Annotated in this window: 18 protein-coding genes; 15 read left to right on the forward strand and 3 right to left on the reverse strand. The window is 61.6% G+C overall.

Translation table 11 applies throughout. The features are described from left to right. Positions 1 to 15: 15 nt before the first annotated feature. Both BACI9J_RS19355 and BACI9J_RS19360 read right to left on the reverse strand, forming a co-directional pair. On the reverse strand, positions 16 to 3192 hold the full coding sequence (locus tag BACI9J_RS19355) for a glycosyl hydrolase (protein ID WP_236558770.1): 3177 nt from the start codon (positions 3190 to 3192) through the stop codon (positions 16 to 18). Continuing rightward, complete coding sequence (locus tag BACI9J_RS19360) at positions 3189 to 5048, reverse strand: glycoside hydrolase family 3 protein (RefSeq protein WP_159735801.1); 1860 nt, start codon at positions 5046 to 5048, stop codon at positions 3189 to 3191. Before BACI9J_RS19360 ends, BACI9J_RS19355 begins: the two co-directional genes overlap by 4 nt. A 130-nt stretch (positions 5049 to 5178) precedes the next feature. Between BACI9J_RS19360 and BACI9J_RS19365 the strand changes: the two genes are divergently transcribed. The 15 genes from BACI9J_RS19365 to mptB all read left to right on the forward strand — a co-directional run bounded on the left by BACI9J_RS19365 (position 5179) and on the right by mptB (position 25109). Further along, positions 5179 to 6438 (forward strand): ROK family transcriptional regulator, encoded by a 1260-nt coding sequence (locus BACI9J_RS19365; protein WP_159735802.1) that lies wholly within the window; start codon positions 5179 to 5181, stop codon positions 6436 to 6438. Positions 6439 to 6753: 315 nt separating this feature from the next. Continuing rightward, positions 6754 to 8271 carry an ABC transporter substrate-binding protein gene (locus BACI9J_RS19370; RefSeq protein ID WP_159735803.1) on the forward strand — a complete coding sequence of 506 codons (1518 nt, stop codon included), beginning with the start codon at positions 6754 to 6756 and terminating at the stop codon, positions 8269 to 8271. 81 nt (positions 8272 to 8352) lie between these two features. Beyond that, positions 8353 to 9288 carry an ABC transporter permease gene (locus tag BACI9J_RS19375; RefSeq protein ID WP_236558867.1) on the forward strand — a complete coding sequence of 312 codons (936 nt, stop codon included), beginning with the start codon at positions 8353 to 8355 and terminating at the stop codon, positions 9286 to 9288. Then, entirely contained in the window at positions 9285 to 11132 is a 1848-nt protein-coding gene (locus BACI9J_RS19380) for a dipeptide/oligopeptide/nickel ABC transporter permease/ATP-binding protein (RefSeq protein WP_159735805.1), read from the forward strand. The genes BACI9J_RS19375 and BACI9J_RS19380 overlap by 4 nt, the downstream gene beginning before the upstream one ends. After that, positions 11129 to 12016: an ATP-binding cassette domain-containing protein gene (locus tag BACI9J_RS19385; RefSeq protein ID WP_159735806.1), complete on the forward strand. Its 888-nt coding sequence runs from the start codon at positions 11129 to 11131 to the stop codon at positions 12014 to 12016. The genes BACI9J_RS19380 and BACI9J_RS19385 overlap by 4 nt, the downstream gene beginning before the upstream one ends. A 52-nt stretch (positions 12017 to 12068) precedes the next feature. After that, positions 12069 to 13622 (forward strand): GMC oxidoreductase, encoded by a 1554-nt coding sequence (locus BACI9J_RS19390; protein WP_159735807.1) that lies wholly within the window; start codon positions 12069 to 12071, stop codon positions 13620 to 13622. 7 nt (positions 13623 to 13629) lie between these two features. Then, positions 13630 to 14034, forward strand: a complete 405-nt coding sequence (locus BACI9J_RS24475) for a C-glycoside deglycosidase beta subunit domain-containing protein (RefSeq protein ID WP_236558771.1) — start codon at positions 13630 to 13632, stop codon at positions 14032 to 14034. Further along, on the forward strand, positions 14031 to 14924 hold the full coding sequence (locus BACI9J_RS19395) for a sugar phosphate isomerase/epimerase family protein (RefSeq protein ID WP_236558772.1): 894 nt from the start codon (positions 14031 to 14033) through the stop codon (positions 14922 to 14924). The genes BACI9J_RS24475 and BACI9J_RS19395 overlap by 4 nt, the downstream gene beginning before the upstream one ends. After that, positions 14921 to 16456, forward strand: a complete 1536-nt coding sequence (locus BACI9J_RS19400; protein WP_328699803.1) for an MFS transporter — start codon at positions 14921 to 14923, stop codon at positions 16454 to 16456. Before BACI9J_RS19395 ends, BACI9J_RS19400 begins: the two co-directional genes overlap by 4 nt. Position 16457: 1 nt before the next feature. Beyond that, complete coding sequence (locus tag BACI9J_RS19405) at positions 16458 to 17489, forward strand: Gfo/Idh/MocA family protein (RefSeq protein ID WP_159735808.1); 1032 nt, start codon at positions 16458 to 16460, stop codon at positions 17487 to 17489. Then, positions 17479 to 19668 (forward strand): glycoside hydrolase family 3 N-terminal domain-containing protein, encoded by a 2190-nt coding sequence (locus tag BACI9J_RS19410; protein WP_236558773.1) that lies wholly within the window; start codon positions 17479 to 17481, stop codon positions 19666 to 19668. The genes BACI9J_RS19405 and BACI9J_RS19410 overlap by 11 nt, the downstream gene beginning before the upstream one ends. A gap of 86 nt (positions 19669 to 19754) precedes the next feature. Continuing rightward, complete coding sequence (locus BACI9J_RS19415) at positions 19755 to 21392, forward strand: GH35 family beta-galactosidase (protein WP_159735809.1); 1638 nt, start codon at positions 19755 to 19757, stop codon at positions 21390 to 21392. Positions 21393 to 21418: 26 nt separating this feature from the next. After that, positions 21419 to 22369, forward strand: coding sequence for an alpha/beta hydrolase fold domain-containing protein (locus BACI9J_RS19420; RefSeq protein WP_159735810.1), 951 nt, complete (start codon positions 21419 to 21421; stop codon positions 22367 to 22369). 59 nt (positions 22370 to 22428) lie between these two features. After that, the gene (locus BACI9J_RS19425; RefSeq protein WP_159735811.1) at positions 22429 to 23316 is read left to right on the forward strand and encodes a GDSL-type esterase/lipase family protein; all 888 of its coding nucleotides are present in this window, start codon (positions 22429 to 22431) and stop codon (positions 23314 to 23316) included. A 185-nt stretch (positions 23317 to 23501) separates the two neighbouring features. Then, entirely contained in the window at positions 23502 to 25109 is a 1608-nt protein-coding gene (gene mptB / locus BACI9J_RS19430) for a polyprenol phosphomannose-dependent alpha 1,6 mannosyltransferase MptB (protein WP_159735812.1), read from the forward strand. Here mptB and BACI9J_RS19435 read toward each other — a convergent pair. Beyond that, positions 25106 to 26278 carry a glycosyltransferase 87 family protein gene (locus tag BACI9J_RS19435; protein WP_328699804.1) on the reverse strand — a complete coding sequence of 391 codons (1173 nt, stop codon included), beginning with the start codon at positions 26276 to 26278 and terminating at the stop codon, positions 25106 to 25108. The two genes, mptB and BACI9J_RS19435, sit on opposite strands and share 4 nt — an antisense overlap. Positions 26279 to 26300 lie beyond the last annotated feature (22 nt).

Here is a 26300-nt window from a genome sequence, read left to right on the forward strand (position 1 = left end):
TTTCACTAGTGGAGATTACGGGCGGTTTTTGTAGACCAAGCTCAGTGGTCCGCGCAGACCTGCCGGTTGGATGTCGGCTTCATGGTTGAACACTGACGTCATGGGCGGGAAGAGCGTCCCGGTGTTGCTGCGGGCTTCAGCAATGAGCCGGTTGCGCCACGGATTGGTGACGCTGATCCGGATCCGGTTCGTCCCTGGCCTCAGCGCGTTGGTGTGCACCCTGTAGGGAGCAGTCCAGAGAATTCCTGACTCTTCTCCGTTGATGGTGATCTGCGCTACATCAGCAACATCGGCGAACTGGACAGCGTGCGGGAGCTCGGGGCCGTGGAGCTGGAACTCCACCACGTAAGTGGCCGTTCCGGAGAAGTGCTCGGCCCCGATTCCGGGATCTGTCCAGAAGGTGGCGTGCGGTAGTTGCACGGGATCGGAGCCGGGGATGGTGAGGGTCCATTGGCCGGAAACCTCGGCAACCTGCTCCTTCACGGGGACCGGATCCGCTTCGCCTCGGAGAATGAAGAGCGAACCATAAGGAGGTAGACGTACGTCCAAGCCGTCCCCACCATCTGATCGGCTGAGGGCACGTTGACTGAGTGTCACCGGGTCCCACGCAACGAAGTCGTCGGCCGTCTCAGGCAACCTCACGGTGGTACGCAGCTCTTCGTTCACAGGGTTGGCAATGAAAAGCAACGGCTGATCGCCATCCACCCATCGGGCAATCCGCCGCACCCGGGGGTCTCCTATGCTCACGGAAGGAGGAAAATGCTCCCGAAGCACGGAAGCCAGATCTGCGGTGGGGAAAATCCTGCCTTTGTTCGGGCTGTGGTTGTTCGGGCTGCCCCAGATCAAACCACACAAACGCTGGTACTCGGTGTCTTCGTCAGCCAGTGAGCGCTTGGCCGTTGGACGTTCGCCCACCACCGTTGCACCCTGTTCCACCAACCGCAGGATGGCTTGGAGCGCGCCTGTGCTCATCCTGTTGCTGGCACCGCCGAGGTAAAGAAGTCTGTAGCGGGAGGAGCCCGCCTGCAGTTCGCCCTCCTGAACATGCAAGACCGTCTTGAGAGCATCCGGTCCGAGGTAGTCGTAGTCGTAATCAGCAGGAACGTCGCGGTTGCATACGTTGCCGAAAAGCGCGGTGACGGGGGCTTCCTCTCCTATGAAGTACGCGATGTCCACGGCTGGCCGGCCAAGGGAAAGAAGATGCGAGCATCGGGCCAGATAGTCCACCCAAGGCTTGGCACTGGACGCCCAGGTTTCATTGCGGGTAAAGGATTGCCCGAGCGAGGGCGCCAGCGCTATTCCAGGTGGTGGTACTTGGGTGGGTTGGTGCGGGGAGGTGTGGATGCAGAAGCGGGTCACCCCAAGTGCCAGTTGGAGGTCAGCAACATGCTTCAGGGACTTTGGTGAATCACTCCAAGGGTTCCGTCCGGAGGTGAAGGCTTCGGAGCCGGTATGGCTTCGCCCGTAGACATGTGCCACCGATGACGCCCCTTTAAGGTCTGCCACGTAGGTCGGTGCGGGACCCGCTTTAGAGCTGAAGGTCCACATGGCACCCATGGGGACATCTGCATGCGAGCGCATGGCGAGGTCGTCCCCGAGCTGCGGCCTGCGGTCTTCCAATGCCTCGGCGTAGTAGATCGCGCCACGTTGATGTGCTTCTGCGGACAAAGTGCCGTAATAGGACTCTGCGAAGACTTCCGTGAGTGTGCGACGAAAATCGGCGAGGAAGAGGTCGCTGGAGTGGGCGTCCTCCACCAGGAATCCGGCGGTGGTGAGCATCCAGGGGATCATGTTGTAGCCACGCAGACGGAGGAAGCCGGCGCCGAGGTGATCCGTGATGTTCTGAAGTCCGGCCTCTATGCTGTCGCTGAGCAGCCCGTCGATCGGTGCGTCGTCGAACTGCGCCAGATGGGTGGTGATGTAACGCCGGACTCTTTCACTGTCGAGTTTGTCCACTTCCAATCCTGTGGCTTCCGGGAGAGCCGGGCCGTTGGTCTGGCCCGTGAGGGAGGAACCGAAGCGAACCACTCTCCACTTGCCCTCGGGAAGCGGGCTGGTGAGCCCGCCCTGTGAGATCTGACTGCTGACGTCAAGGATGCTGGCCAGCGGCACTGCAGCGAATGCTGCGGCCGGGTCTGTATCAAGGGAGTCGTAGTCCAGTGCAGTGGCGAAACCACTCTTGGCCTCCCGGTGGGCGGGAATGCCGGATTCGTAGAGGGCGAATCCTTTGACGGCATACTCGTTGAGCGGCCGGAACACCGGCGGGGGCACCACTCCTTTCTCGAACGCGGCCAGAACGGTGGATATCCCCTCGGCTTCGAGCCGCAACCGGAAGTGAGTTCCGGTGACCGCCGGGAATGACATGCTCCGTGACGGGCATTGTGTCGCCGGCAGCGTGCAGACGGTGACGTAACCGCCGTCGTCGTCCTGGACCTGCAGGCTTGCCGTGGCGGGTGGAGCCGCGCCGAAGCCGTGCGGTCCGGGGAGCTCGATCACGCAGGAACGCACGGTCACGGGAGTGGTGAAGGACTGTTCAATCCAAGCGACGGAGGGGTTGTCCGGGTCACGGGTCAAGCGGAAACCGTCGACGGCGGTGGCCTGGTTGGCGGTGACCGCTTCAGTAGGCGAGTCGGACGTGCGGACGAACCCGGGTTCCAAAGCATCGTGGGAGCTGTGGAACGGGATGGCCAACGCGAAGAGGTCTTTGGCATCTCCCGAACCTTCCTGCGGCGCGGCTCCCCACCGTGGGATGTCCTGATACGGCCCTGCGACGTCCGGGAGCTTGTTGAGCTGAGTCAATTCGCCGCCTTGGACAACAGTCTGCGACCACACCAGCTTGCGCATGGCGTCAGCCTTATCAACCCACGGGGCCCCGGAGGCGCTCCATCCAGCAGAAGTGGCAACAGTGAAGTCCAAGCCGAGGTCGTGCGCCGTCGCCACGGCAACGCCAACGGCTTCGCGCCACTGTTCGCTGCCGGGGATCACAGCCTTTTCCACTACCAGCGGATTGCCCAGTGCACCGTCGAAGGACTGGACCCCTCGTACGCCCACCGAGTGCAGCCAGCGCAGGTCCGCACGAACGCCATCGAGGTCCACGTTTCCGTCCATCCAGTGCCACCATGCACGTGGCCGCGCCGAATCCGGGGGATCCACGAACTCGCTCCAGAGAATGTCGCTCGTTTTTCCGTTCACGTCAGCATCCCGGACCCGCTCCGGGAAGTTGACGGCAGGCTGAGGCCGGCACCGTAGGGGTAGAGCGGATCCTCGGTGTCGTTGGGGACATCAGGGTGTGAAGCTTCCACTGCGGCCATGGAGCGCGGCAGTTCGATCGGCAACCTGCCCTTGGGCGGAATCGTTGCAGTCAGGGCATCCAGCAGTGCAGCATCGGATGCGCCGAAGTTGGCGGTAATTGCACTTGCAATGGTGTCGAAGGGGGTCAGGATTGCTGCCCGTTCGAGGAAGACGTCCAGGATCACGGGGAGTTCTGCTGCAAGTGCCCGTACCCGCGCAATCTCGTCGTCCGGGAAATCGAGGCTGCCCTGATGCGTCATGGCATCCAGGAAGTACTTGTTGCGTGGTTCGAAGGGTGCTGCCAAACGCACCAGCGCTACATCAGCCTCCGCCACATCCGAAACTAGGGTCACCTGATGGTTAACAACGGCCGGGTCCACACCTTCGATATAAATGCGGGTACCGGGTGCCAACGGCAGCAACCCTTCGTTTTTGAGAACGGTGACGGATTCTGCTTGGGCGCGGTGTCCGGCCGTGCGGAACGGTTCAGAGCCCACCACTTCGTTGACCGCATCCGCATCAACATAGGGATTGTCGAAGAGCCCTAGCTCGAATTTGACCCGGAGGATTCTCAGCGCCGATGCATCAACTCTCTCCTGGGACAACCTGCCACTGGCCAGCAGCTCAAGTACCAACTCCGTGCAGGATTCGCCACCAAGCTGGTCCACGCCGGCGTCGAAAAGTTTTTCCACCCGGTCAAGTGGGCTGAGATGCTCAACACCCCATGCCTTGGCGGGAAAAGGCAGGCCAAAGACCTCAAGGTCAGTGACAAGCTGCCAGTCGCTCAGGACAACACCGTCGAAACCGAGCTGTTCTCGAAGAAGCGAGGTGATCAAATACTTGTTGTACGAGAAGCCCACCTCCTCCACTTCCACGCCATCAATGACGAGGTCTTTCGCCAGTGAGTAATAGGGCATGATCGCGCTTGTGCCCGCGGCGATCGCCGCACGGAACGGTGCCAGGTGCTCTTCGAAGTTGCCCCCTGGATAAACCTGGGCTTTGCCTTGTGGGAAGTGGGGATCCTCCCCGTCTTCCTGCGCCCCGCCTCCCGGGAAGTGCTTTGCCGTGCAGGCGACGCTCGTGGATGACAGCTTGCCGCCCTGCAGACCTGCGATGAGCAGCGCACCGTACTCCGAGGCCACGGCCGGGATTGAACTGAAGCTCTGCAGTTGGCGTGCCCAGCGCGGTTCAGATGCCAGGTCAATCTGCGGGTGAAGGGCTGCACGGAGCCCCACGGCCACATACTCCCGCCTGGCCGCCTCCGCGAACTCGCTGATGACATCCGGATCGCCGAGTGCGGCCAAGCCCATGGGTTCGGGCCACTGGGAAAACGAGCCCGCGGCAAGTGCCATACCGTCATTTTGTGCGAAGCCATGCCGGGGATCCGTGCCAAAAGTAATGGGGATGCCGTGTGGGGTCAGCTCCGCGAGCTCCTGCATGGCATTCTGCCAGCGCGCCATGTGCTCTGCCGACGGGAAGCGGCCGATGTTGAAATGGTTGATGGACCTGCCCACCACAAAGTCCCGAGGAGTTTCCGGCCCGAACGGACTCGCCGCGTCGTGATCCGCCACCTCACCCACAACCATCACCGTGTTGAACAGCAACCCGACCTTTTCTTCGACCGACAGGCGTGCCAGGAGATCCTTGGCGCGCGTTGCTGCATCCAACCGTGGATCTTCGTACGGATCCAGCACTCCGTTTCCGTTCAAGTCCCGGTACTGGACACCGTCTCCTGTGGTCCTGGCAGATCGCCGCATGCGGCCTCCTTGTGTGATGGGTTTCAAATAGTTTATCCGCTTACCGGAAAAAGTTATAGACTTGGACTTGTTCAGCGCAAGCTAAAGTTGCGGGTGGTGACCCAGAAAGCACCGCTGGGAGGGAAAATCAATGGCCACAGAGCGGTACACCGGACTGGCATCAGTACTGGAGACAATCCGTTGGCAGGACGGCATTACGCAGGCAAGCCTGACCGATCAGGTAGGGCTGGGGCGCAGTGTTGTTGCCGAGCGGGTTGCTGAACTCGAACAGATCGGGCTCATACACTCCCCGGGCCGCGCGCCCTCTACGGGCGGACGGACCGCCAAGCTGTTGTCACTCAACGCCCAGGCCGGCTACGTCATAGGCGTGGACATTGCCTCCAATGAAATGGTGGTTAGCGCCTCCGATCTGGCCGGCGCCCTGCTGGGCACCCGCCACCGGGAGCTATGCGACATCAGCGAAGGCCCCACACGGATCCTGGGCCAGGTCAATACGATCATCGACGACGTCATCAGGGAGCAAAGCGGCAACAACCTGCTGGGGATCGGCGTGGGGCTCTCAGGTCCGGTCAATTTCGATACCGGCACTCCCGTTGGCGTACCGGTCATGCCCGGCTGGGAGGACTATCCCGTACGGGAAGAGTTCGCGGCGCGCTGGCCGGTTCCGGCATGGGTGGACAATCGGGTCAATCTTCTGGCCCTGGCTGAAATAGAGAGCAATCCGCGGGCGGCCAAGGCAAAGCACCTGCTCTATTTCGGGGCCGGCGCCGGCGTTGGAGCTGCCCTCATCACCGATGGCAGGCTCTACCGGGGCTCCCATGGCCTGGCAGGCTCCATTGGCCATGTGGCAGTTCCGGAGGCTGGAGTGGTTGCCTGCAGGTGCGGGCGCACAGGCTGCCTTGAGGCAGTCACCAGCGGATGGGCCATTGAGCGGGACGGCTTGATGCTGGCTGAAACGGGGCGCAGTCCCTACCTCGCGGAAGTCCTCAAGGAGACCGGACGTGTTCGCGCCTATGACGTGACGCTGGCCGCTGAGCACGAGGATGCCGCCGCAAAAGAGCTGCTCAACCGAACAGCGGCACTCCTTGGGAGCAGCCTGGCAACCCTGGTGAGTTTTTTCGCTCCCCACATGCTGGTTGTTGGCGGTGGCATTGCCCGGGCCAAAGACATCGTGCTCAAACCCATACGGCAGGCCGTCCTTGAGCGGCTGCCCTCTACGGGGGCACCGGACCTGCTCGTGGAGTTATCTGCCATTGACGAGCAGGTAGGCGGCGTGGTTGGTGCCGCCCAGCTTGTTCTTGGCGAGCTCTTCTCCAAAGACAACCTGCCCGGGCTCCTGGAACGGCTGACGCAACCCCTAAGTCAAAGCAACGAAGGACTTTCTGCCTAATATTCCGAAGACCGGAAGAAGTTGTTGACTTCTTCCGGTCACCGGATTATCGTTGTAACAGGCGCCACAAAGCGCACTACCAGCAACATAAACCTCGACGGCGAGGGAGACCACATGGAGCACACCCTCTGCATCCGTTGGCCCTGCGCCGGTAACGCATACAAGGAATCCACGGGATTCCCTGTGAAGCAAGGCGCCTTTCCACGGCATTTCAGCCACCACCCACCGCAATACCTATCGATCTCCGTAGCGTTGCCGCCGGAGAACAGTCGGATCACTCGAAGCTGAGCTACCGACGCCTTGTCTAGGAGAAACATGCGCAAACTAGTCGGCATTGCCGCCGCCACAGCCGTCCTGGCGCTCACTGCCTGCACCGGCTCCTCCCCTGGCGGTTCCACCGCCCCCACTGAATTGGACATCGCAGCCATTGCGCCGCCCGAGTCCTTCTCTCCGGGCAACTTCGGCACTGGCCCCACCACCCAGTTCCTTCAACCGGTCTACGACTCCCTCTTCCGTAACACCAATGAGGGAGAACCTGCCGAGAACATCGTGACCAAGTGGTCTTACGATGACACCCGGACCAAGCTCTCCCTCACAATCAGGGAAGGCGTTAAATTCACCGATGGGACGGCCTTGGATGCCGCCGCGGTGAAGGCCAACCTTGATTCCGCCCGCAAGGGTACCGGTGAAGCAGGTGGACAACTGCGCTTCATCCAGGATGTCACCGTCACCGACGCCACCAACCTCATGGTCACGCTTTCCGCTCCGGACCCATCGCTCGTGCCGAACCTGGGCGGAACCGCCGGCGTCCTTGCCAGCCCGAAGGCCTTGGGAACACCGGAGCTGGACACCACTCCCGTAGGTTCGGGCCCATACATCCTGGATTCCGCAAAGTCCCAGACCGGCATCAAGTACGTCTACACGCGAAACGCTGACTACTGGAACGCCAAAGACTTCCCGTTCGACACCGTCGAAGTCACGGTCTTCAACGACAACAATGCAATCCTCAACGCACTGCGGGCCGGTGAGGCAGACTTCGCAGTAGTGACCGACAAGGATTCGAACAGCCTCAAGTCCGCCGGCCTGAACATCCAGTCCAGCCCCGCCTACACCACCAGCGGCCTCTACTTGTTCGACCGCAAGGGCACCCTGGTTCCTGCGCTCGCCGAGCCCAAGGTCCGCCAGGCGATCAACATGGCCCTGGATCGCGACGCCATCCACGCGAAAGTCTTCGGTGGTAAGGGCAAGGCCACCAGCCAGGTCTTCAGTTCCACCAGCGACGCTTTCATCCCGGACCTAGACAAGAAGTACCCCTTTGATGTGGACGCCGCGAAGAAGCTTCTCGCAGACGCCGGTTACGCCAACGGCTTCACCCTGCCCATGCCGGATGTATCACCCGTCTATCCGGATCAGCAAGCGGCGGTGACTGAAGCTCTGACGGCTATTGGCGTCACACCGCAGTACCAGCCTGTGAACGGCCAGACGTTCATTTCGGATCTGTTGGCAGGAAAGTACCCCGCAGCGATTTTCGGCCTCAACAGCCCCCGCCCGTGGGATTTCGCCCAGATTGCGCTCACTCCCGAATCACTCTGGAACCCGTTCCACGTCTCCGATCCCACCGTGGTTGACCTGATCAACAAGGCCCAAGGCGAAACCGGTGAGGCCCAAACCGAAACGTTCCGTCAACTGAACACCTATGTGGTGGACCAGGCTTGGTTTGCCCCCTACATCCAGTCTGACAACGTCTTCGCAAGCAACGCCGAAATCACTGTCACACCGCAGCGCTATTCCACCCTGCCGCCGCTCTGGGGCTTCACTGCCTCGAAGAAGTAGCAGGTGGGCGGCCGGCCCACCCAGGGCCGGCCGCCCCTACCCATCCCTCATCTTCCCGAAGCCCAAGGAGCTGCCGTGCTGATGTTTATCCTTCGCCGCCTGGCCTCAGGATTGGTGCTCATGTTCGTTATTTCCACTGCGACGTTCTTCCTCCTGAACCTCACAGGGCAAGACCCTGTCCGTCAGGTTTTGGGACCAGTGGCTTCGGCCGAACAGGTGGAGGCCAAGCGCCAACAACTGGGCCTCGACGAACCGTTGATCACCCAATACTTCCAGTGGCTCGGATCTGCCGTACGTGGGGATTTGGGCCGGTCATGGTTTACCAACCAGCCGGTAGGAGAATTACTCTCCCAAACCCTTCCGCCCACCCTTTCCATGGTGATCGGGTCACTGATCCTCGCTGCCTGTATTGGAACCTTGATCGGTGTGACAGCTGCCTTGCGGCGGGGACGACTCGATCGCGGTCTGCAGGTGGCGTCCACCCTGGTTCAGGCAATTCCCGGCTTCCTGGTGGCCCTGGTCCTGGCTTTGGTTTTCGCTGTCCAGCTTCGCATGTTCCCGGCTACCGGGTTCACAGCTTTCAGCGATTCTCCCGGCAAGTGGCTTGCCTCCATCACACTCCCGGTCATTGCATTGGCTCTAGGCTCTTTGGCTTCCATTGCCCTGCAGGTCCGGGGGTCAATGATCGATGTGATGCAGCAGGACTTTGTCCGGACACTGCGCAGCCGCGGCCTCCCGGAGCGAAGCGTGGTGGTGAAGCATGCCTTGCGCAGCGCCGCCGGGCCAAGCCTCACCACGGTTTCCCTGATGTTCATTGTGGCCATCTCCAGTTCGGTGATCATTGAGAAAGTTTTCAACATCCCGGGGATCGGCACCCAGGCCAACAACTCAGCCGGCCGTGGCGACTTGCCCGTTGTGCTCGGGATTGTCCTGGTCACCGTGGTGCTCGTCGTCGTCGTCAATCTCCTCGTCGATCTGGCGCAAGGCTGGATCAATCCGAAAGTTCGTGTCTCATGACCGATAACCTTGTCACCGGCACCCGCAAGTCGCTGGAAGTAGTCGCCTCTGCGCCCCAAGGCGACAAATTGATCAAGAAGTTCCTTCGCGAACCTGCCGCAGTGATCTCGCTGGTGTTCCTCGCCTTGCTCGGGGTGGTGGCGGTCCTCGCACCATTGATCTCCTCCTACGATCCCACCGCTACGCGCCTCGCCGATGTCCTGGCACCGCCTTTCACCCCTGAGCACCCTCTGGGCGCTGACGGCGTGGGCCGCGACGTGCTGGCAAACCTCGTTTACGGTGCGCAGACCAGCCTTTCCAGCGCCGCGATCGTGATCGCTGTCAGTTTGCTGATTGGAGTACCTACCGGACTCCTGGCTGGTTACCGCCAGGGGTGGATTGACGGTGTCAGCATGTGGATCAGCGGTGCGCTGCTATCACTGCCGGCAATCGTGGTGCTCCTTGTAGTGCTGGCCCGGGTAGGACGCAGCACCTCACTTGCCCTGGTGGTATTCGGCATATTGATCGCCCCCTCGGTGTTCCTGCTCATCCGTGGCTCGGTCCGGGCCGTGCGGGAAGAACTGTACGTAGACGCCGCCCGGGTCTCCGGCTTGAGCGATATCCGCATCATGGTCCGCCACATCCTTCCTGTAGTCATCACGCCCGCTATCATCCAAGCGGCGTTGTTGGCAGGCGCCGGCATAGGAATCGAAGCGGGCATCGCCTTCCTTGGCCTTGGCTCCTCTGACAAGGCCAGTTGGGGCCTGATGCTCAATGACGCATCGCAGAACATTTTCAACGCTCCCTGGCTGCTCCTCTGGCCAAGCGTTGCCCTGGTGTTGACGGTCATGGCCTGCACCTTGGTGGGAAACGGCTTCCGTGACGCTTTGGCGAACTACGGATCATCTGCCGGCCCCGCCAAAAAAGTAAAAGCTGCCAAGCACGCCAGTTCAACTCCTGAACCTGCACGGCCTATGAAGAAGGCGCCTGTGGATCCAGGAGACGCACTCCTGGTCATCGACGATCTCCGGGTCTCCTATCCCCGCCCCAACGGTGAGAAGTCCGACGTCGTCAAAGGCATTTCCTTGAGGGTGGAGCGCGGCCGGATCCTTGGCCTGGTGGGAGAATCAGGCTCGGGTAAGTCGCAGACCGCCTTCTCAGTCCTGGGACTGCTGCCCGGGCAAGCCCACATGTCTGCAGGAACCTTGAGTTTCGCCGGAGTGGATCTGCTCGGGATGACTCCAAAAGAGCGCAATGAACTACGTGGCGCGCGGATCGGGTACATCCCCCAGGAGCCCATGAGCAACCTCGATCCCGCCTTCCGAATCGGGTCCCAACTCACGGAGCCAATGCGGCACCACCTGGGAATCCCGGCAAAGACCGCAAAAGAGGAAGCCCTCAAACTCCTCGCTCGAGTAGGCATTCCTGATCCTGAAAGGGTCTTCAAGTCCTACCCGCATCAGGTCTCGGGCGGAATGGCGCAGCGCGTGCTCATTGCCGGAGCCGTTTCCTGCAATCCGGAACTGCTCATTGCTGACGAACCCACCACCGCACTGGACGTCACCGTGCAGGCCGACGTGCTGGACCTCATTCGCAGCCTTCAGGCCGAACGCGGCATGGGTGTGGTCCTGGTGACCCACAACTTCGGAGTGGTAGCGGATCTCTGTGACCAAGTGGCCGTGATGCGCGACGGAGAGATCGTGGAGGTAGCTGCGGTGACTGAGCTGTTCGCCAATCCCCGGGAAGAGTACACGCGGCTCCTCCTGGAATCTGCGCTCGATTCAACATCAAAGACACCCGCCAACCCACCCATCGACTCTGGCATGACCACCGACATGACCACCGAGACAGAAGGTGCACGATGACTTCCGTCAGCCAGACCGCCTTGGCGGAAGCAGAGCCCCTCCTGCGGATCACGGACCTGACCGTTGACTACAGGATTGGCGGATTCGGCAGAAAACGGACATTCCGGGCGTTGCAAGGCGTGAGCCTGGACATCAAAGCCGGGGAAACCCTGGGACTCGTGGGCGAGTCCGGTTCCGGTAAGTCAACCATCGGCCGTGCGGTGCTGGGACTTGCCCCGGTGACCGGTGGCGACATCCGTTTCGACGGAAGATCGATCACCAAACTCGCCAAGAAGGAACGCCGGGCACTCAGCAGCGACATTCAGGTAGTTTTTCAAGATCCCTACACCTCCCTGAATCCGTCCATGACCATCAGCGACATTTTGTCCGAACCGATGCAGGTTTCCGGGACGTCCAAGGTTGATGCTCAACGACGGGTCCGGGAGCTCCTGGATGTTGTGAACCTGCCCTCCAACTCCAGCGCCCGCTATCCGCGCGAGTTTTCCGGCGGCCAAAGGCAACGGATCGCAATCGCCCGTTCTTTGTGCCGGAATCCCAAGCTCATTGTGTGTGATGAGCCCGTCAGTGCACTGGACTTGTCCACCCAAGCACGGGTTCTTCAACTTTTCTCCGACATCCAAGAGCAGACCGGCGTTTCGCTCCTGTTTGTCACCCACGATCTGGATGTGGTGAGGCACATCAGCGAGCGCGTGGCAGTGATGCGACGCGGAGAAATTGTGGAAACCGGCATCACGGAACAGGTTATTGCGCATCCGCACCACGCCTACACGAAGGCCCTCCTCCTGGCCTCCCCTATCGCCAACCCGGCCCGGCAAGCCGAGCGGCGCCGGGAACGACGACTTTTCCTTGACGCTCAACCTGCGCTTTCCACAGCTGCCCGCTGAGGAAACCACCAGGGCGTGAAGCCCTCCCTTCTACAGATTCCTGGAGAACAGCATGACCACCACAGCAGTACCTTCAGCGCGCCCTTATCCAGCCCGCGTCGACGTCGCAATCATCGGAAGCGGCCCCGCCGGAGCCACCTATGCACGCATCCTTTCCGAACTCAGCCCCCAGGCATCCATTGCCATCTTCGAGGCCGGACCCACCATCAGTGATCCGCCCGGATCCCACGTGAAGAACATCGCAAGTGTCCAGGACCGCGAAGCTGCCCAGCGCCGTTCTGAGGGAAAAGTGAGCGCCCTGCCAGCCGGCGGGAACCTCGCAGAGTACGCACGCGACGTCGCACGCCCGGTGCGGCCCGGCACCTTCCTGCTTGATGAGGGTTGGCAGCAGCCCGGTGAGGCTGGACTGCCGGGTCTTGCATTCTCCAGCAATGTTGGCGGGATGGCGGCCCATTGGACCGGAGCATGCCCGCGTCCAGGTGGAAGCGAGCGCATCGCGTTCCTGCCGAACATGGATGAGCTTCTGAGCGAGGCCGAACGCCTCCTCTCGGTCAGCTCGGAGGCGCTGGCTGATGCTCCCCTTGCCGATCTGGTCCGCTCACGTCTGGCAACGGCGCTCGACGGCGGCCGCGCACCTGACCGTCGTGTTCAGCCCATGCCGCTGGCGGTCCGCCGCACTGACGACGGCCGCTTCATCTGGTCTGGAGCTGACGTGGTGTTCGGCGACGAGACGCGGAACAACCCCCGGGCCCGCCTGTTCGACGAAAGCGTAGTTGTGCGGGTGCTGACCGACGGAGATGAAGTCAGCGGTGTGCGGGTGCGCGACGACAAGACGGGAGACGAGCATGAAATTGCGGCCCGGTACGTGGTAGTTGCCGCCGATGCCCTCCGCGGTCCGCAACTGCTCTTCGCCTCCGGTATCCGCCCCGAAGCTCTCGGCCGTTACCTGAATGACCAGCCACAGATTGTCCATGCTGTCCGGTTGACCGGCGTCGTGGATGATGTTCCCGCTGCTTCGTCACAAGACACCACCATCACCGCCCAAAGCGGGGTCAGCTGGGTGCCCTTCACCGATGAGCAGCCCTTTCATGGGCAGGTCATGCAACTGGATGCATCACCGGTGCCCATTTCAGGGGATGTCATCCCTGGTTCGATCGTGGGCTTGGGGTGGTTCTGCGCCAAGGACCTTCAAGCCTCGGACCGCGTTGTCTTCTCGGAAGACACCACGGACGCCTATGGGCTGCCGGCCATGAACATCCACTACACCTTCACGGAACGTGACGAGCAGACACTGTCCGCAGCACGCCAATCTGTGGTTGCCGCTGCCCGGTCCCTGGGCGAGCCACTGGGCGATGAACCGCTCACTTTCCCCGCCGGCGCCTCATTGCACTACCAAGGCACCCTGCGGATGGGGACATCCAACGACGGCACCGCTGTGTGCGATCCCACCGGACAGGTGTGGGACGTCAGAGGGTTGTTCGTTGCAGGCAACGGTGTCATCCCCACCCCTACAGCCTGCAACCCCACGTTGACCGGGGTGGCCTTGGCCGTCGCCGGTGCACGCCAGATCTCCGAATCAATCAACTCCACGTCCACAGAGAAGTGAGGAAAACATGGTCCTCGAACGAGAACTGATCCAAAGCCGGGGCTTTCGCAACGTCCAGGAGGGAACCGATACTGTCGGCTTCGAGATAGCCCTGCGCATGCCCAACTACCGGGGCGTCTGGGGAAGCCTCATCGACGGCGTGGCTGTCACCGTTGATGGTCAGGAATGGAGCCGGGAAGTACCGCGCTGGACACTCCAGGGACGCACTTTCAGCATCCAGGAACTGCGCCAGTCCACCGATGTCCGCTGGCAGCTCGATGAAGTGGCCACTGTCATGGTGCCGCTCGCAGGCGGCCTGGCCGTAGGTGTCCATGATGTTCGCGTTGATATTGCGTTGCACGCACCCTACATTCCGGCTGAATTCCAACCGTCAATTTTCACGTCCCAGCGAAAGGTCACGGTCCTCGCATGAGCAACCTCAAGTACGGCGTCTCCCTCTACAGCTACACCGGTGATATGAACACCGTCCTCACCCTCGAAGACGCCATGGCACAAATAGCTGACATCGGCGCAACCGGGATTGAGATCCTGGGTGAAGGTCACGTGCCCAACTATCCGGAACCGTCCACCGCGTGGATTGACCAATGGTTCGGGCTGCTCGAAAAATACCAGCTGGAGCCCACCAACTACGGGTCGTGGATCGACTCGAGCATGTGGCGTGACCGCGACCTCACCGCTGATGAGGGTGCTGTGATGCTGGCTCGCGATCTTCGTCTGGCCCATCGCCTTGGATTCACCTCAATCCGCCCCAAGATCGGCGTGGTGTCCATGGACCTGCGTCCCCACCCGATCTGGGAAGAAGTGATTGAGCGTAACCTCGATCTCGCGGCCGAGCTGAACCTCATCATTTGCCCGGAAATCCACGCCCCCACTCCCATCAAGCACCCGGTGGTGGACGAGTACATCGCGTTCATCGAGCGAACCGGATCGAAGAACTTCCGCCTGCTCATCGACACCGGCATCTTCCAAAGGGCGATCACCACCGCCAAGCATGACGGCCTCAGCGAAGAAGCCCAGGAAGAAGGCTGGCGTAAGCCCCTTGCCGTTCCCATGTCGGACCTGGCGGATGTTCTCCCGTACGTGTCGTTCATTCAGGCCAAGTTCTTCGACATCAATGATGACCTGGTTGACGGCCAGATTCCTTGGCGCGAGATCCTTCAAACCCTGAAGGAGAACGAATGGTCGGGTTACCTGTCCAGCGAATACGAAGGCGATCGGCTGCCTTACCGATCCATCGAACAGGTCCGCCGGCAGCATGCGCTTCTGCACAGCCTGGAGGCCGAGATCGCCGGGACGCCGTGACCGCAGTCCGCAGCAGCATAGTCCGGATCTCTTCCACCCGGCTCCGGCTCCTCATGGCAGCGCTCCTGGCGGTGTCATTCCTTGGAGCCCTTGATCACACCATCGTTTCGACGTCCTTGGCCACTGTGGCAGGCGAACTCGGAGCCCTCCAGCACATGAGCTGGGTGGTAGTGGGCTACACGCTCGCCAGTACTGTCCTCCTCCCGGTACTCGGAGGGTTGGGCGATCGGGTGGGACCGCGGATGGTCTTCCTCATTGCGCTGATCGGCTTTGTTGCAGCTTCCTTCGTCTGCGGCCTCGCGCATGACATGACCCAGCTGGTCGTCGCCCGGGTCCTCCAGGGCATGAGCGCCGCGGGTCTTCAGTTGATGTCGCAGACGATCGTTGCCGAGGTCACTACGCCCAGGCAACGTCCCGCGTACCTCTCGCTGATCGGCGCTGCCTTTCCGGTGGCGATTTTGATCGGGCCACTGCTTGGGGGCCTGATCACGGACCACTGGGGTTGGCCCTGGGTGTTTTGGATCAACGTCCCGGTGGGGCTTGCTGCCCTTCTCCTGGCGGTCGTGGCCGTTCCGCACATCGAACCGGCGGGCAAAAAAAGGTTCGACGTCGTTGGGGCAGTGCTGCTCACCGCTGTCCTTGTGGCGGTGGTGCTGGCAGTTGCGTGGTTCAGCTCCGGGAACTCCGCAGCATGGATCGCCCTTGGAGCCGGCGTAGCAGCGCTAGGCGGGCTTGTCGTCGTCGAGCGTGGTCAAAAGAACCCCATCATCCCGGTTCATTTGTTCCGCAACCGCACCTTCAGTGCTGGCGTGGGACTCTCAGCCGTCATGGGTGCCGGGCTTATCTCAGCCACGGCGTACCTGCCAACGTATTTCCAGATGGCCTATGGCGTCAGTGCCACCATCTCAGGGCTGGTACCCATCGCCACAGTGCTGGGTATGTTGGTGGGCAATCTGGTGACGGGCTGGCTTGCGTCGCGAACCGGCCGCTACCGCGTTTTTCCCATCATAGGAACGGTGATGGGAGCAGTCGGACTCGGAGCCATGTCCTTGCTCCCGGGTGGTGCGCCGCTGTGGGTGCCGGCGCTGATCATGGCTTTCGTGGGCCTCGGCACGGGAGCTTTCATGAGCCTCGCCATTGCGATCGTGCAAGGTGCTGCACCACGCAGTGAACTTGGCGCCGCAACCGCAACCGCGGGACTCAGCGGGCAGATCGGATCCACCGTAGGATCAGCCGTGGTAGGCGGCGTGGTGGGGTTCGGCGTCGCATCGCTCTTGCCAGCCGGGCTCGATTCCCACACCTTGACACCTGCCTTGGTCCACGCCGCAGACCCCGTCTTGCAGGCTGAGATCGCAGCGATTTACCACGACGTCTTTTCTCCCGTTTTCCTTGCCCTGGCCGGCGTCTACATCCTGGGTTTCATTGCAGCGTTGCTGCTGCCCGATGGACGACTGTCCGATGATGCCGCGGGCTCTGCCGACACTGCCGCCATGGACGACTCTGCAGGCCTGGCTCTGCAAGGAAAGGATTGACGTGGCCGGCAACAACACTGTGAGATGGGGGCTCGCCGGCACCGGAGCCATTGCCCGTGAATTTGCGCAGACCCTTGCCGAAGTCCCCTCTGCCTTCCTCGCTGCTGCAGCTTCCCGGACCGTGGCGGCCTCAGGGAAATTCTGTTCCGAATTCGGCATCCCAACACAGCACCTGTCCTTTCAGGACCTTGCCCATGACCCCGCTATTGACGCGGTGTACGTTTCCACCCCTGCCGGATTGCATCACGAGCATGCCTCGCTATTCCTGGAGGCGGGCAAGCACGTCCTGGTGGAGAAGCCCTTTACCGCCACCCACGCCGAAGCCCTGGACCTTGCCCGAACCGCCAAGCGGTCCGGAACGGTGCTGATGGAGGCCATGTGGTCCCGGTTCCTGCCTGCCTACGTTGAGCTGAAGCGGCTGGTGGACGATGGTGCAATCGGAGAGGTGCGGAAGGTGGAAGCGTCCTTCGGTTTCCCGATTCCGGAGGCCGGGCCGAGGGTGCGGCCGCAGTTGTACGATCCCGCGTTGGGCGGCGGAAGCCTGCTGGAGATGGGCGTTTACCCTGTTCAGCTCTCGCACTGGCTCCTCGGGAATGAGACGACCGTCGCCGCGTTCGGGCGCAGCAGCACCAGCGGGGTGGACCTGGACACCACGGCGCTTCTTTCCTTTCGCGGCGGTACAACCGGATACATCAGCTCATCAATGTCCACAGTGCTTCCCAACAACGCTCGGATACTGGGAACCGAGGGCATCATTGAACTGCCGGCCCCGCACCATTGCCCCAACGAGCTGACTGTTTCACGCTACAACCCATCGGGTCCCGGGCTTCAGCAGTCCCACATCATTCAGGCACCCATTGTTGGCGGCGGACTCAGGTACGAAATTCTCGAGTTCCACGCGCTGCTAGAGTCCGGTAGCCCGCAAAGCTCTGTGATGCCCCTGGGCGACTCTTTAGCCATCATGCGCACACTGGACCTCATAAGGCACCAGGTCCACAAACCTTCCCAGGAGGAGCCTCACCGTGAAAGTTAAAGTACAGCCGGAGCAGATCCTGGCCTCCATGACCTATGCGCAGAAACTGGCACAACTTCAGATCGTTTGGAGGCCGGACTCTGCGGAAGCGGGAAACCTTGCCCGAAACGGTGCCGGGGCATTGTTCTGGCCCGCCTCGGCGCAAGCCACCAACGCTCTTCAGCGGATCGCCGTCGAGGAAAGCCCGCACGGCATCCCCCTCCTGATCGGCCTTGACGTGGTCCATGGCCAGTTCACCATCTTTCCCACTCCCCTGGCACAAGCGGCCAGCTTCGATCCCGAGGTGGCAAGGGACGACGCACGGCTCTCCGCAAAGGAAGCCCGGTCCAATGGAGTGAACTGGACCTTTTCGCCCATGATCGATGTGTCACGGGACCCACGATGGGGGCGCGTGGTGGAAGGGTTCGGCGAGGACCCCTACCTCAACGCCGTCTTCGGGGAGGCCAAGATCCAGGGCTACCAGGGCAACGATCTTTCCTCCGACGCGTCCATTGCCGCCTGCGCAAAGCACTTTGTTGGCTACAGTGCCTCCGAAGGAGGACGCGATTACAACACCACGGACATCTCGGTCCAGCGGCTCCACAACGTGTACCTGGAACCCTTCAGGGTGGCGGTCGCAGCAGGAGTTGCCAGTGTCATGGCAAGCTTCAACGCAGTCTCAGGCGTTCCCATGCACGCCAACCGGGAGATGCTCACCGGTGTCCTGAAGAACCAGTGGGGACATGGCGGGATTGTGGTGGCAGACGCCGGTGGCGTGGGAGAGCTTGTGGACCATGGCGTCGCCGCAGACGCTGCCGACGCCGGGCGCTTGGCACTATCAGCAGGTCTCGATGTTGAAATGGGTGGCTCATTGCTGATCGACGGTGAGCCGATTATCCGCGAGGACCTGCTGGACTCCGCGCGCTTGGACGACGCCGTGCTCCGTGTGCTGCGGCTGAAGCAGGCGCTGGGCCTGTTCGAGAACCCTTATGTGGACGAGCTTGCAGCCGCAACCGGCCCCGATGAAGCCTCACTCTTAGCGGCAAGGGCCACTGCCGGTCGTTGCGCTGTTCTGCTGAAAAACGACGACGGCGTGTTGCCGTTGAAGCCCCGGGGTCAACGCGTTCTAGTGGTAGGTCCTTACGCTGAAAGCAAGGACCATCTGGGGGCCTGGGTACAGTACTTCGCGTCACCCACCACCACGTCCATTGTGGAATCGCTGACCACGGCCCTGCCGGACTCTGTGGTGGCCACACTTCCCGGCGCCACCTTCTTTGACTCCGATCCCGGCCTGCAGGCTGAGGCTGCCGCCGCCGCTGCGGAGGCGGATCTTGTGATCGTGGCCGTTGGAGAACCCAGCGACCTTTCCGGGGAGGCAAGCTCGCGGAGTTCATTGAACCTCCCCGGCGACCAGGAACAACTGATCAGGGCCATTGCCGGCTCAGGGACCCCCTTTGCCGTAGTCCTCATGACCGGCCGCCCGTTGGTGGTCAGCGAATGGATTGATCAATGCCCTGCCCTCCTGGTGGCGTGGCATTTGGGCACTGAAGCAGGAAAAGCAATTTCAGACCTCCTTACCGGTGCGGTCAACCCCGGTGGCAAACTTCCCATGTCCTTCCCGCGCTCCGTGGGTCAAGTCCCCATCTACTACAACCACGAGTCAACGGGGAGGCCGGCCCGTACTGGAGGCTCTCTTGCTCACAAACGGCCGGACGTTGGGCTGACCGGCCCCAACAACACTGATGACTACTACAAGTCGAAGTACCTGGACTTGGAGCTTGGGCCGCAGTTCAGCTTCGGATACGGGCTTAGTTACACGTCCTTCGAGCTGGAATCATCGGCGGACCAAGCACTCTCGGTCACCTTGGACGAGCTTGGAGCCGGAACAAGGCTTTCCTTCACCACAGTTGTCCGCAACACCGGTACACGGGATGGCGACGAAGTTGTCCAGGTGTGCATTTCCGACCTCGTGGCAAGTGTGACCCGGCCCGTCAGGCAGTTGCGGGGCTTCAAACGAGTATTCGTACCTGCCGGAGAAGAACGGCGTGTATCACTGAGCGTCGGCTTCGATGATCTGGGATTCTGGACCAACGATCACAGTGCCGGATACATCGTTGAGCCGGGCGGGTTCCGGGTGGAGATTGGCAACGGCCTGACCTCCCGGGAATTCAGCCTGACGGTCACGCCCACTTCCCCTTGAACCCGGCAGCCCTTGAACCCGCTAGCCCCGCCCCAAATTATTCCGCCCACTAAGTTATTCCACCCCAGCATTAAGGACTGATCACCATGCCACACCAGAACCTCCCGCGACTCGAGCGGACAGGCGGCCACGTCCGGCTCATTGTTGAGGAGAAGCCGTTTCTTTGCATCGGGGGTGAACTGCATAATTCGAGTGCGTCCCATCGGAGCTACATGTCGCCCATCTGGGACAAGCTGGCAAAGTCCGGGGTCAACACGGTGATCGCTCCCGTGTCCTGGGAACAAACAGAACCGGTGGAGGGGCAACTCGACTTCTCCATCGTGGACGGGTTGGTAGAGGACGCCAGGTCCACCGGTGTCCGTCTGGTACTGATTTGGTTCGGGGCCTTCAAGAACGCTTTCTCCACGTATGCACCCGGTTGGGTTCGCGCCGACCGTGAACGCTTTCCGCGCGCAGACAGGGGTGTCAAACCGTTCAAGACACCCTTCTCGTATCCCGGATCCATGCCGCGGCCGAGCTTGTCCGTCTTCTCTGAGAATCTCTTTGAAGCGGACCGAACTGCCTACACTGCCCTGATGAGGTATCTGGCCATGATCGATCCGGACCATACAGTCATCATGGTTCAGGTTGAAAACGAGGTTGGACTGCTGGGTGCAGGAAGAGACCACAGCGCACTGGCCGATGCCGCTTGGAATGCACCGGTCCCTGAGAAATTGATTGCTGCGGTTTCCCAAGCTCCGGAATCCTTCGACCAGGAGTTTGTGGAGGCCCTTGGCTCGAGTCCGGACAGCAACAAAAGCTGGGCGGACTACTTCGGAGACCACAACCCCGTTGCCGAAGAGACGTTCATGGCTTGGGGATTTGCTTCCTTTGTGGGAGGTTTGGCGGCGGCCGGAAAGGAAGTCCTGCCGCTCCCGGCGTATGCAAACGCCTGGATCGGCCCGCAACGGGGACAGGACCTGCCCGGCCAGTACCCAAGCGGCGGACCGACTGCGGGGATGGTTCCGGTGTGGCGTGCCGCGGCGCCGGCCATCGACTTCCTGGCACCGGACATCTATGTTCCCAACTCAGAAGAAGTCATGCGGCAATACGCCTCCGCTTCCAATCCCCTCTTCATCCCCGAAGCACGTTTCCGGGCCGGGGATGCATTCTTGGCCATTGGGGGGTTTGGTGGCTTGGGCTACAACGTCTTCGGTGTGGAGGAAGGCCGGGAAGGCAACCAGTTCAGCGCCGCCTGCTCCATCATCACTTCCCTCACTCCAGAGATAGTGGATGCCCAGCGCGATGGACGGATTTTTGGTTTCGCCCTCGACCAGGAGGAGGAATCCATCAGCACGGAACTGGCGGGTACAGCAATTACGGTTCGAAATTCCAGGAAGCTCCTCGAAGGAATGCTCCTGGACGCAGGCGTTCGCGTTCCTCCCGCGCCGGAACTGCTGGAGGAAACCGTTGCTGCCACCCATGGTCCCACCCCGGGAGACGCCCGTCCCTTCGGGATGGTTTTGGCCATCAGTCCCACCGAGTTCATTGTGGTGGGCCAGGGAGCTCAAGTGGACTTCCACAAGCCCGGTAGTGAAATTGAGCTTGACGCAGTGAGGGAGTTGGTAATCACAGATTCCGGGTTAGCGGAAGGACGATTCCTCAACGGAGACGAGCGCCTTGAAATCCTCTCGGACAAGCACATCAGCGCCGTGAGGGTCAGTCTCCTCGTCAACGCCGGCTGAAAGCCGGAAAATCCGAAAGGAACTCCATGCCGTTTCACCCGGACATCGCCGTTCGCCTCCCCTTGCTGGATGGCATTCCGTCCCTGGAGGCCGCACTCAGCCAACCGTCAATGCGGGCACAAATGGAGGCCTTTGATGCCTACCCGGATGCGCCTCCCCCTCCGTCTGCCACAACCCGGATGGTCTCGGTCCCCGGCCCGCATGGTCCGGTACCACTACGCATTTACACCCCGTTGGAACGGAACCAGGACGCTGATTCCGCACGCGCTTTGGTGTGGATGCATGGCGGTGCCTTCCAATTCGGGGATCTGGATACCAAAGAGGCCGATTGGACTGCCCGGCAGTTGGTTCAGCGGGCATCGGCAACGATCGTGAGCGTGGACTACCGGCTGGCCGTTGACGGCGTGCACTACCCGGTACCCCTTGACGACGTCGTTGCCGCTGTTCGATGGGTTCAGGCAAACATGACGGAGTTGGGCATCACCTCGCTGTCGGTGGGTGGCGCCAGCGCCGGGGCAAATTTGGCTGCGGCAGCCGCATTGCGGCTCCGCGACGAGGACATGTGGGTGCCGGACCAGCTTGTGCTGGTGTATCCGATGATGCACGCCGAACCTCCTGCTCCGTCCGAGTCCCTCAGGCTCGCCTTGGCGGAACTGCCCGATGCCATGAAGCTCACCCCGCGGATGATCCACTCCGCAAGGGAGAATTACGTGGGAACTTCAAGCGATGTTCCTGTTCCGGGTTACGCCATGCCCGCCAACGCAGATCTGAATGGCCTCGGACCAACGTTGGTGCTGAACGCCGAATACGACGAGTTGAGGGCCTCAGGTGAGGCTTTCAGTTCCCTGCTTGCCGCCTGCGGTGTTGACGTGGAGCAGGTCAAGGTTCCGGGCATGCTTCATGGTTTCCTGAATCTGCCGGCAACCTTTGCTCCCGTGAACGACGCTTTGGAGCGAATCGCAGTCAGGTTGCGCTGAGTTGTTGGCGCATCCGCGCCCCCATGGCGCAGAACGTCTCATGAGCGCACTATGGAGTCATGAACGCTCCCCGTGCCAGCGGTTTGGCGCAGGGTGGTTCCGGTAGCTTCCGGGCTGGCCTGCACCCGTGGAGCCGCTATGTGGCTTTGGGCGACTCGTTTACTGAAGGCTTGGGTGATCCCGAACCCCGGAGCCCCGGTGGCCTCCGAGGCTGGGCCGACCGGGTGGCGGAAGAGCTGAGCGTCGGTCACGAGGATTTCGCCTACGCCAATCTGGCCATCAGTGGGCGGCTGCTGCACCAAATACTCGAAGAACAGGTGGGCCCCGCTGTTGAATTGCGACCTGATCTGATCACGCTCAACGCCGGCGGCAATGACTTGCTCTTCCATAGGAGCGATCCGGACAAGCTTGCCCTCGATCTGGATACAGGGGTGGAAAGGCTGGCCTCCACCGGCGCCACAATTGTGCTCTTTACAGGCCCTGATTGGGGTGCCACTCCAGTGCTGGGCCGTACACGTGGCAAGGTGGCCATCTACAACGAGAACGTCCGGGTGGTTGCTGCCCGCCATGACGCAGTCATCGCCGATCTCTGGGCACTGCGGCGGCTCACGGACCCGCGGATGTGGGATCCGGACAGGCTGCATTTCTCGCCCCTGGGCCAACACACCATCGCCATGATGGTCCTCGATACCCTCAACGTTCCGCACACCTTGGAACCCTTGACGCCCAAACCCCTCCCGGAGCGCAGCTGGCGTGAGGCGCGGGTCGGGGACATCATCTGGGCCCGCGAGCATCTCTTCCCGTGGGTGGTTCGGCGGCTTACCCAGCGGAACGTCGACGACGGCCGTCACCCCAAGCGGCCGGAGCCCGGCCCTGTGTTCGGGGCAAGCATGCCCTCAGGAGCATATATAGGGCTGGAACACCGAAGCGGCTCGGATCATCCATGAAAGCCGGGGAATATCCCCCTGCATAGCGCTTGATGTTTATGGAGTCCGTCACCCTTTGCCGCGCCTGTGGTGGTGTTGGCTGGATCGACGCTAAAATTTCACTTGCCGCAAGTACGAGCTCTTCGGCGTCAATCCGCGTTTACTTCTTAGGAGCGCCATACCGTGAGTGGGGGAACCGACCAGTCATGACGACAGGCAGTACCCCCAAACCACTTCCCGAGACTTCAGTAGGCGAGGGCAAGCCTTCCTCTACTGCTACCAAGGCCCCGAAACCAGCAACACCGGCAACGAAGCCCGTAGCTTATCCCGCCATTTTGCAAGGGTTCCTCGGCTCGCTGTTCATGTTCGCGGGGTCCATTGGCATCGGCTGGATCGCCAACGGATCCCCCATGATCCGCCATCCCATAGTCATTGCCCTGCGCACAGAGGGCTGGGGAGTAACCGTCTCGGCCGTCCTCCTGACTGTTGGCGCGATGTTGCTGGTCCGCTCCTGGCTGAGGCTGGGGCAACGGATGGGCAGCTGGGAGGGGAACTCCCTCAAGCCGATCGTTGCCGCGATCGGAGCCTGGTCTCTTCCTTTGCTCTTCGCTGTGCCCGTCTATTCCCGCGACGTCTACGCGTATATAGGCCAGGGCAGGCTGATGATGGAAGGCCAGGACCCTTACGCCGTCGGCATTTCAGCTTTGAACAACTGGTTCGCCTTGGGCGCGGATCCCGCTTGGGCGGAAGCCCGCACTCCGTACGGGCCCTTCTTCTTGTGGATGGCCCACGCGGTGGTTGCCATCACAGGTGCCCAGCCGGACGTATCGGTCCTGCTGTTTAGGCTGCTGGCCGCAGGCGGGGTGCTGTTGTGCGTTGTGTACGTGCCCAAACTGGCGGAGCTTCACGGGATCAATGGTGCCCGGGCGCTCTGGATTGCCGTGGCCAACCCGTTGTTCCTCATCAGCTTCGTGGCCAGCGCGCACAACGACGCCATCATGGTTGGCTTCGCCGTAGCTGGAACCTACTTCGCGGCCACCAAACGGCAGCTCCTGGGTATCCTGCTGGTCACACTCTCCATCGGAATCAAACCTGCCACCGTGTTGCTGCTGCCCTTTATTGGGCTGATGTGGGCCGGGGCGGGCGCCTCCTGGCCGCGTAAGTTCGGAATCTGGGCAGCTACGGCCAGCATCAGCTTCGCCATCCTGGTGATCAGCGGCATCCCTTACGGCCTGGGCTTGGGCTGGGCTTGGGCCATCACGGACCCCACCCCCGGATTCACGGGCTACTCGCCGTCGGGCTTCATTGGCCAGCAGATCGAGTTCCTCGGCAATGCATTGGGGCTCCCCGGCAATGCAATGGCGGACATTTTGCGGGCCGCCATGAAGTGGGGCGCCGTGGCCCTGGTCCTGGTGCTGATGTTCCGGGGAGACCACTCCCGCGTGGTGCGGAGAATGGCCCTGGCCTTCGCGGCCATCGTGCTGCTCTCACCCATTATTCAGCCGTGGTACATCCTCTGGTTCGTGCCCTTCCTGGCCGTAACGGGGATCAGGGACGACTGGCAAATGCGATGCCTGTACGTGGGCGTGACGTTCTTTGTGGTCTTCGGAGCGCAGGACCAGCTCTCGGTGTGGTCCTTCGTGGAGGTCTCCGTGGACCTCTCCTCCTTGGCCTTCGCCATTGCGCTGCTGTTCGCGTTCTACCTTGTGTTCCTGGACATTCACACCCGCAGGCTGCTGGTCCAAGGCAAGCTGTCGCGATGGGTGGGGCAGACTGATCGCCGCCTGCTCCACCGCCCACCGACTATCCGCTAAAGCGCCTTCCGGCTGACGGGCACACGCCGTCCCAGTTCAACGGTCCGCTGCACCGACCACCACAGCAGGACCACCAGTAGGACGTTGCGGGTGGTGAGCACCGCGGCCATGACCGGGTGGGCGTGTATAAGCGGGGTGTAGAACAGCGGATAGATCACGAACGTGGTCATGGCGATGGCCATCAGCAAGGCGGCCGGAACTTTCCAACGGTTCCAGTCGTGCGTCAGTCCGGCGATGATCACCGGGGCCAGCCAGATGATGAACTGCGGCGAGCCCACCTTGTTGAACACAATGAACGCCGTAGTCATCATCAACGCGCCCTCGAGGAACAGTTCCTCGCGCTCCGCCCCGCGCCTGAGTGCACGTATGAGGAGGATAGCGGCAGCGATCGCGGCAACTATCAGCAGCGGCTGCATCAGGAACGCGGCAACCTCAGCACCGGGTCCGTAGACCTCCGTTGAGTTGATGGCCGTATTGTCCGCCATCTTGGAACCGGCAATGTTGAAGACGCTGAGCCACACCCAGGGGGTGGAGAACGTGGCTTCCAGCTGCATCCCGCGTTCACCCTGGTTGATCAGGAAGTCCAGGATGTGGCTGAAGCCACCGGTGAGGTACGTTCCAAAGCCCACGACGGCGGTGACGCCCACCCCGGCAGCGACCATCTGAAGCCGATTCTTCGAAGCGATGATCATGGGTGCCAGTACTGCAGCCGGCCACACTTTGATCCACGTCGCGATGCTCAGCAGGATCGAGGCAACTACGGGCCTTTGGGCAGCGCAGATCAACGCAATCAACACGATGGGAGCTGTGATGCCCTCAACGCGGGCAAAGCTGAGGTATCCCATGAACACCGTGAAGAACAGCCACCACCACGCCGGTGCAATTCCGGTGACCCGCCGGCTACCCCGGGTCAGGTACCAGAGGCCCAGCGCATTCAGGGCAGTGATCCCCAGGTACCACATCAGCAAGTAGAGATCCGGGCCGGCAACTCCCGCCAGGAAGATGGGAATCTGTGCCAGCACGGGGTAAACCCAGGGACTGATCTTCCCGCTGAGGTTCTCCGGGTTGTAACCCTCCATTGCCCACTGACGGTATTGCTCAGTGTCGCTGAAGGTGTTGCCGCTGAGGAAGAAGGACGCCATCCAGCAAAGGAAGTAGAAGTGGACCACGCCGAAGCCCCACCACACGCTG

It is taken from the genome of Arthrobacter sp. 9V, from assembly GCF_902506065.1.
Lineage (GTDB): Bacteria > Actinomycetota > Actinomycetes > Actinomycetales > Micrococcaceae > Arthrobacter.